General features: G+C 49.6%; 7 protein-coding genes. 3 read left to right on the top strand and 4 right to left on the bottom strand.

Annotated elements, in window-relative coordinates; genetic code table 11:
* Positions 1-267: 267 nt before the first annotated feature.
* Complete coding sequence (locus tag OGY18_RS17795) at positions 268-1,290, bottom strand: IS110 family RNA-guided transposase (protein ID WP_000156887.1); 1,023 nt, start codon at positions 1,288-1,290, stop codon at positions 268-270.
* Positions 1,291-1,796: 506 nt separating this feature from the next.
* On the opposite strand from OGY18_RS17795, the gene OGY18_RS17790 reads away from it, so the two are divergent.
* The 3 genes from OGY18_RS17790 to OGY18_RS17780 all read left to right on the top strand — a co-directional run bounded on the left by OGY18_RS17790 (position 1,797) and on the right by OGY18_RS17780 (position 4,405).
* A complete protein-coding gene (locus OGY18_RS17790; protein WP_022652309.1) occupies positions 1,797-3,275 on the top strand; it encodes a SulP family inorganic anion transporter in 1,479 nt (492 codons plus the stop codon).
* Between the two features lie 17 nt (positions 3,276-3,292).
* Positions 3,293-4,120, top strand: a complete 828-nt coding sequence (locus OGY18_RS17785) for a universal stress protein (protein ID WP_032430841.1) — start codon at positions 3,293-3,295, stop codon at positions 4,118-4,120.
* Positions 4,121-4,201: 81 nt separating this feature from the next.
* Complete coding sequence (locus tag OGY18_RS17780) at positions 4,202-4,405, top strand: hypothetical protein (RefSeq protein ID WP_021314636.1); 204 nt, start codon at positions 4,202-4,204, stop codon at positions 4,403-4,405.
* Between the two features lie 277 nt (positions 4,406-4,682).
* Here OGY18_RS17780 and OGY18_RS17775 read toward each other — a convergent pair whose 3' ends face one another.
* From OGY18_RS17775 to OGY18_RS17765, 3 genes are all read right to left on the bottom strand, one after another.
* Positions 4,683-4,913: a thioredoxin family protein gene (locus OGY18_RS17775; RefSeq protein ID WP_021314637.1), complete on the bottom strand. Its 231-nt coding sequence runs from the start codon at positions 4,911-4,913 to the stop codon at positions 4,683-4,685.
* A 13-nt stretch (positions 4,914-4,926) separates the two neighbouring features.
* Positions 4,927-5,844 (bottom strand): permease, encoded by a 918-nt coding sequence (locus tag OGY18_RS17770; RefSeq protein WP_223290846.1) that lies wholly within the window; start codon positions 5,842-5,844, stop codon positions 4,927-4,929.
* A 240-nt stretch (positions 5,845-6,084) separates the two neighbouring features.
* Positions 6,085-6,627, bottom strand: coding sequence for a sigma-70 family RNA polymerase sigma factor (locus OGY18_RS17765; protein WP_022652305.1), 543 nt, complete (start codon positions 6,625-6,627; stop codon positions 6,085-6,087).
* Positions 6,628-6,992: the final 365 nt, after the last annotated feature.

The raw sequence follows: 6,992 nt of genomic DNA, 5'->3' as shown, positions 1-6,992 counted from the left end.
TATTGTACTATAAGGACTTCCCCGGCATGTCAAAGCCGGTATTTATGGTTTCTGTCTGCTCTTCAGTAAAAATAAAGGGGAGAGACTGCGGTACTATAAACGGCCATGATGAATCGTCATCGATTCGGGCCCTGATGAAAGACGCGCGTGAGGTTCTTGTTCGTTAAGCGGATACGTATATCCTGTACAATAGCCAGATAGGCCTCACGGGGTCTAACCCTTTATCATCAACGAATTGCAGGTCAGATGGTTATACAGCTTCGAGCTTTAGTTGACTGAGTACAGCCGGAAATCATCACCGTAATGTAGTGATGCCCAACACAGCCGCGCATTTTTGGCGGCGATGGCCACAACAGCCCGCCAGTACCCTCTGCGCTCAACCAACATACAAACCCAACGGCTGAATGAGTCAGTCCTTTTCCCGGCGCCAATAAGCACTGAACGAGCCCCCTGAACCAGAAGCGTTCGCAGATACGAATCACCGGCTTTTGTGATCCTGCCGAGTTTCGACTTTCCCCCGCTGCTGTATTGTGATGGCGTCAGCCCCAGCCAGGCTGCCAGTTGACGTCCATTTTTAAAATCATGTGCATTACCGATACTGGCGACCAGTGCACAGGCCGTTGTGGGACCAACGCCCTTTAGCTCCATCAGCCGCTGACTGCGATGATCTGTTTTGGCTATGTGGGACAAAATTCGGTCATATTCAGTGATGTTAGCTTCAATGCGATCAACGTGTTCCATCAAATCATCAACACATTGCTGAACCTGAAGCGGTAAAGAGCTCTTCTGCACAGAAACCATGTGGCGCAGGGCATCAGCACTTTGTGGCGCGATGACACCGAATTCAGATATCAATCCTCGCAGACGATTATACGTTGCTGTTTTCTCTTCGATAAAACCCTGACGGGTACGATGTAAACACTGCATGGCCTGCTGGCTTTCGTCTTTCACTGGTACGAACCGCATATGCGGACGACGAACAGCTTCACAGATAGCCTGAGCATCAGCTGCATCATTTTTTCCTGATTTTCCGGCCATACGATAAGGCGATACAAACTTAGCAGCCATCAGACGTGGCTCATGACCATACTGCCGAAACAATCTTGCCCAGTAGTGAGCCCCGGAGCATGCTTCCATCCCGATAACACAGGGAGGCAAACTTGCAATTAACTCAGGAAGTGCAGCACGCGATACTTTAGGCTTAACCAGAACAGTTCTACCATTTTGATCAACACCGTGAACAGCAAACACATTTTTAGCAAGATCGATACCGACAGTCGTGATAGTCATAACGAATTCCTCCGGGACGATGTGTACCCCATGATTGCACAAGAGTTAATCAGGCGCATAATCAGGGGAAGTCCCTTCCATTCGTTAAGCTCATTTTTTAATCATTTCTGGTTTTTTTGGAAACGTAATATTCTGGATGTTAAGACGGTCATGCGGGGACATTGAACACAGATAATCATGTCCAGGTACGAACGTCCCATATAGAGTGTGAGCATTGATCGTGCTGTATTTTCGTTTATAGTAGATAGATTCTGTATCATACAGAGCACGTGGTCAGCACTAAAGTACATTACGCTGACTTATTCTGTTCACTGAGGGCTGAGTACCTGCTTTCAAGGATTTATCTGCTGATCATGCGCATTACGCCACCCTGAGTTTTCCCTTCCTCCGCCGTACTGAGCGAGCCTCAGAACGCACGTAATAACATCCCGTCTGCGGATGTGTTTTATCGTATTTGAAACTTATGTCCTCCGGGGCTAACTACATCTAAAAACTGAGAAATTACTATGTTGCTGTCCTCGACGCGTAAGGACTGGCTGGGTAACGTCCGTGGTGACGTGCTGGCTGGTATTGTTGTCGCGCTCGCACTCATTCCAGAAGCGATCGCCTTTTCCATTATTGCCGGTGTTGACCCTCAGGTGGGGCTTTACTCCGCTTTCTGTATCCCGCTGATTATGGCCTTCTTTGGTGGTCGCCCGGCGATGATATCTTCATCAACGGGGGCAATGGCGCTCCTGATGGTGACCCTGGTGAAGGATCATGGACTACAGTACTTACTGGCTGCCTCCGTACTGACCGGCGTATTCCAGCTGATAGCCGGTTATCTTAAACTCGGCGGTCTCATGCGCTACGTCTCACGCTCCGTGGTGACCGGATTCGTTAATGCACTCGCGATCCTGATTTTCATGGCGCAGTTACCTGAGCTCACCAATGTGACCTGGCATGTTTATGCTATGACGGCAGTAGGGCTCGCCATTATCTACCTCTTCCCGTATCTGAATAAAACAATCCCCTCACCCCTTGTCTGTATCGTGGTGCTTACGGCGATTGCCATATGGCTGCATGTGGACGTGCGTACGGTCGGGGATATGGGCAAACTGCCTGACAGTCTGCCGGTCTTCCTGGTGCCGGATATCCCGCTGAATCTTGATACGCTCCTGATTATTCTCCCTTACTCCGCAGGCCTCGCCATTGTAGGGTTACTGGAATCAATGATGACAGCCACGATTGTGGACGATATGACGGATACCCCCAGTGATAAAAACAGGGAATGCAAGGCTCAGGGCATCGCTAATATCTGCACCTCATTTGTCGGGGGAATGGCGGGCTGTGCAATGATTGGTCAGTCTGTTATCAACGTGAAATCCGGCGGTCGGGGCCGTCTGTCCACCCTCACTGCCGGTGTGGTCCTGATGTGTATGGTAGTCTTTCTGAGGGACCTGGTCTCGCAAATCCCTATGGCCGCGCTTGTCGCCGTAATGATCATGGTTTCGATTGGTACCTTTTCATGGCGTTCAGTTACCGACCTTAAAAGCCATCCCATTTCTACCAGCGTGGTGATGCTGGCAACAGTGGTGGTGGTGGTGGCCACTCATAATCTAGCATTCGGGGTACTGACCGGTGTGCTTATCGCTTCCCTGAATTTTGCCACTAAAGTGGCGCGTTTTCTGGCTGTCTCTTCAGAACTCAGGGAAGAGTCCCGGCTCTATAAGGTCACCGGGCAGGTGTTCTTTGCCTCCGCCGACCGCTTTATGGCGTATTTTGATTTTCGCGAAGCTGCAGAGAAAGTTGTCATTGATGTTACGCATGCCCATTTCTGGGATATCACGTCGGTCAGCGCACTGGATAAGGTGGTTATTAAATTCCGCAGAGAAGGAACAGACGTTGAGATCCGCGGGATGAACGAAGCAACCCGTACTATCGTTGATCGCTTTGGTGTTCACGATAAACCCGAAGAAATCGAAAAACTGATGGGAGGTCATTAATGTCAGGAATTAATGCTATGGACAACACCGTTATTGCCTGCGTGGATGGATCGTCATCAACACGCGCCGTGTGTGAGTATGCAGCCTGGATTGCCGGGAAGCTTGACGTTCCTCTTGCCCTGCTGCATGTGCTTGAAAAAAATGAACAACCGGCAGTTTCTGACCTTACGGGGACTATCGGTATTGACAGCCGGGAGCAACTGACGCAGGACCTTGTCCGAATAGAAGGGGAGCGTAACCGCCTGCTGATGACTCAGGGACGCGCCATTCTTGCCGGATGCGCGGAACTGCTCAGCCAGATCGGTATCCCGGATGTTCAGCAACTTCAGAAACATGGCGCACTGGATATCATCCTGGCTGACCTGAAGGGTATTCGTATGATGGTGCTCGGTCGCCGGGGAGCACAGAACCCGGTTGGCAGCAATCTGGAGAGCATTATCCGCCTGCAGAAAAAGCCGGTAATGATTGTACCTGAAACTTTTTCTGTACCTTCAAGAGTCATGTTTGCGTTTGATGGCAGTGAGGAAAGCCGGAGAAACCTGCGTCGACTGACGCTCAGCCCTCTGCTGCAGAGCCTGGAATGTCATATCGTAATGGTTAACGGCGATGCTCATACCCTCGAAGAGGCAAAGCGTAGTCTGCAGTGCGCTGGCATCAGTGCGATATCCCGGTTAGCTGAAGGACGCTCGGTAACGGAGGCGCTTTGTCGTTACGCCGCAGACAACGGCGTGGATTTGATTGTCATGGGGGCATATGGGCACTCTTCCCTGCGACGTTTTTTCATCGGCAGTAACACAACTGCGATGCTCGAACAGACCAGAGTCCCGCTGTTAATGCTCAGATAAGTCGGAACCCGGAGGAAACTCCGGGAAAACTTAATTCCAGACTGGCATTAAAACCCTGAGTCGGGAAGAAAAGGCGACATTATGAAGAAAATCCTTATGATTGATGAAGTTCTTGCGCTTGCCCGGCTTAGCCAGGTTGCATTTGATAAACCCATAAAATATATGGATGACACGGATGCTGAACTCATCGCTCGTTTTAAAAAAACCATCACACCAGAACTTATTGAGCAGATGTGTCTCAGAATACTTGAGCTTGAAGCGAAGTTTCAGACTTTAAACGAATAAGCGTCAGGAATATGATAACTAAAGGCTGAACAGGGACTGCAGTAAGACGGCCAGCTGTCAGAGAGCAAAAAACGGACCTGAACTGACTGTGATAAGTGAGATATCAGAGTGTAAACTTTACCTGCTGTGGCGGAGCTCCGCGACAGAGATGAAGGTATACCTTCATCTCTGGGTCTGAACTTTTCATTAAAAAAGGGGCTGCCGGAAGTCCTCTACAGAGATCAGAGCTTGATATTTCAGGCAATGAACGAACAGGAATTATTTCCCTGCCTGCAGGTCAGAGCCAGCTTTCGATAATGTCTCTTGATGGTATTCCTCCGGTATGTACAACGATGTTATCAACGACAACCGCCGGGGTCGCCATCACTTTGTGTTTCATTATTTCAGACAGTGACTCCACTTTTTCAAGCTGAATAGCGACGCCTCTCTCATCAGCCACCTGCTGGATAAGGCGGATGGTTGTTTTACAACCGGAACAGCCTGTACCCAGTACTTTTACATGCTTCATTTTATAATCCTCTTCAGGGAATTAACGGGAATACAACGTTAAAAATCCAGCCAACCAGTGTGAAAGAGGTCAACAACAGCAACAGCAGGGTGCACAGTAATTGCCACTTCATCACCTGTTTGAGCAGAATGAACTCAGGAAAGCTGGCAGCCACAGTGCTCATGCAAAAAGCCAGAGTTGTCCCCACTGGCAGGCCGTTCGTGATCAGACTCTCCATCACAGGGATCACACCGGTAGCATTGGAATAGAGAGGTATGCCAACCAGCACAGCTACAGGGACAGTCCACCACTGACCGGCACCGAGATGCGACGCGATCCATCCGTCGGGCACAAATCCATGCAATGCCGCACCAAGTCCTACTCCGAGAATGACCCAGAGCCAGACACGCTTAAAAATGGTGAGAGTTTCCTCTTTAGCAAAGGCATGTCGCTTTGAGAGAGGCATATGCGGTGCCATGGTAGATTGTCGGATCTCATCAGTTTGATGTTGCTGCCCGTCTCTGAGGGCATCGGCGGCAAAATCGGCTAACCAGCGTTCGGCCTTAATCCGATCAAGAAAAGCACCGCCAGCCATACCAACAGCCATTCCGACAGCAATATAAATGAGCGTGAACTTCCATCCGAGCAGGCTGACCAGAAGCAGGACGGCGACTTCATTGATAAGGGGGGATGTGATGAGAAAGGCCATGGTAATCCCGAGGGGGATACCAGCCGAAGTAAACCCCAGAAATACCGGGATACTTGAGCAGGAACAGAACGGAGTAACGGCGCCAAAGCAGGAGCCCAGTAAATACCCCATTCCACGGTGCTTACCTGCAAGATAGTTTCTTACCCTCTCAATATCCAGCGAGGCCCGTAGTATGGCCACAAAGTAGATCATGACCAGCAAGAGAACGAAAATTTTGCTCACGTCTTCGACAAAAAAGTGGATCGCCTCCCCGAGTTTGGTTGCAGGACTCAGACTAAGGCATTCATAGACCAGCTAGGTGGCAAAATCAGTGAAAATCTGGAACATAACGGACAGGCCTCACGACGGTTGTTTTTCGGGAAGACGCTGTTTGACAGAAAAGGATGCAGTTTTTTTCGATTTATTTCATTTGCTGAGAAATGTTATTGAACAGGATTTCACTGCAATAGCTTATCGGTAACCCCAGAAGGGGAAACAGATTCTTCACTTGGGAGTGAAACAACATACCCGACCATACTCATCCAGTCTGATCTGGCAATTGCTGGAAAGTTTCCTATGCAGCCTATCCCTCGCCCGGGATAAACGCGATTTGGTTGCCGCAAGTGTCAGACCATTTCGGTCTGCAAAATCAGCCTGTTTCATCCCCTCAAGATCACAGAGCGTAAGGATAATCCGATCAGACTCTGCCATTTTATCCAGGATGCGGGGCAGACAACCAGCCAGTGAGTCGACAGTTTCAGGCGTATTATCCGGCAATGATAAATCATCGTGGAGAGGCATAAATGGACGCTGCTGGCGGCTTTTATCAATAAGCAGATGCCGGGCAACCTCAAACAGCCAGGCTCTGGCATTCACGATGGCACAGAATTTCCCATGTTGTCGTATTGCCCGGAGAAAGGTTTCCTGTATCAGATCATCAGCATCAGCCTCATTACCCACTTGTCTGAGTAACCAGCAAAGAAGTTCGTGTTCATGCTTCTTCCACGCCTTCATAAGGCAAGGCGGCGTGCCGTTCAGTTGCTCCATTTATGACTCTCTCGTTAAATACACCGCATAGCGGGAGGATATTGGTTCTGATGCTGTCGGGGATGGGGTCCGGGAACTGTCGGTGCCATGATGATGTGATGGACTGATAGCATCCGATCAGTTATCCACCTTTCGGAAACCTCTTCCTGCAACAGGGTATGCTGTCTTGTGTTCAGTATCATGCAGTAAACCGTCATGCGCAATACCATCAATTTCCGCGCATTCGGTTCCGGATAAAACGTCAAAAAAGCGGTCCGGAATCTGCCTGATAAGCCAGCTAGGGGACGTCTCAGAAAACGGAATCTATGGTCACTCCCGTTTTTGCAACACCGATTTTGACGACAAGTTGGCTTGCTTGAATCTAT

Origin of the sequence: Citrobacter sp. Cpo142 (genome assembly GCF_030332425.1) — a bacterium.
GTDB classification, from domain to species: domain Bacteria; phylum Pseudomonadota; class Gammaproteobacteria; order Enterobacterales; family Enterobacteriaceae; genus Citrobacter; species Citrobacter portucalensis.
Note: the sequence above shows the minus strand (reverse complement) of the source record. Positions and strands in the feature narration are given on the sequence as shown.

What these genes read in the sequence shown, in the direction of transcription:
- OGY18_RS17795 (WP_000156887.1), bottom strand. Translation starts at nt 1,290, where the DNA reads ATGACTATCACGACTGTCGGTATCGATCTTGCTAAAAATGTGTTTGCT.
- OGY18_RS17790 (WP_022652309.1), top strand. Translation starts at nt 1,797, where the DNA reads ATGTTGCTGTCCTCGACGCGTAAGGACTGGCTGGGTAACGTCCGTGGT.
- OGY18_RS17785 (WP_032430841.1), top strand. Translation starts at nt 3,293, where the DNA reads ATGGACAACACCGTTATTGCCTGCGTGGATGGATCGTCATCAACACGC.
- OGY18_RS17780 (WP_021314636.1), top strand. Translation starts at nt 4,202, where the DNA reads ATGAAGAAAATCCTTATGATTGATGAAGTTCTTGCGCTTGCCCGGCTT.
- OGY18_RS17775 (WP_021314637.1), bottom strand. Translation starts at nt 4,913, where the DNA reads ATGAAGCATGTAAAAGTACTGGGTACAGGCTGTTCCGGTTGTAAAACA.
- OGY18_RS17765 (WP_022652305.1), bottom strand. Translation starts at nt 6,627, where the DNA reads ATGGAGCAACTGAACGGCACGCCGCCTTGCCTTATGAAGGCGTGGAAG.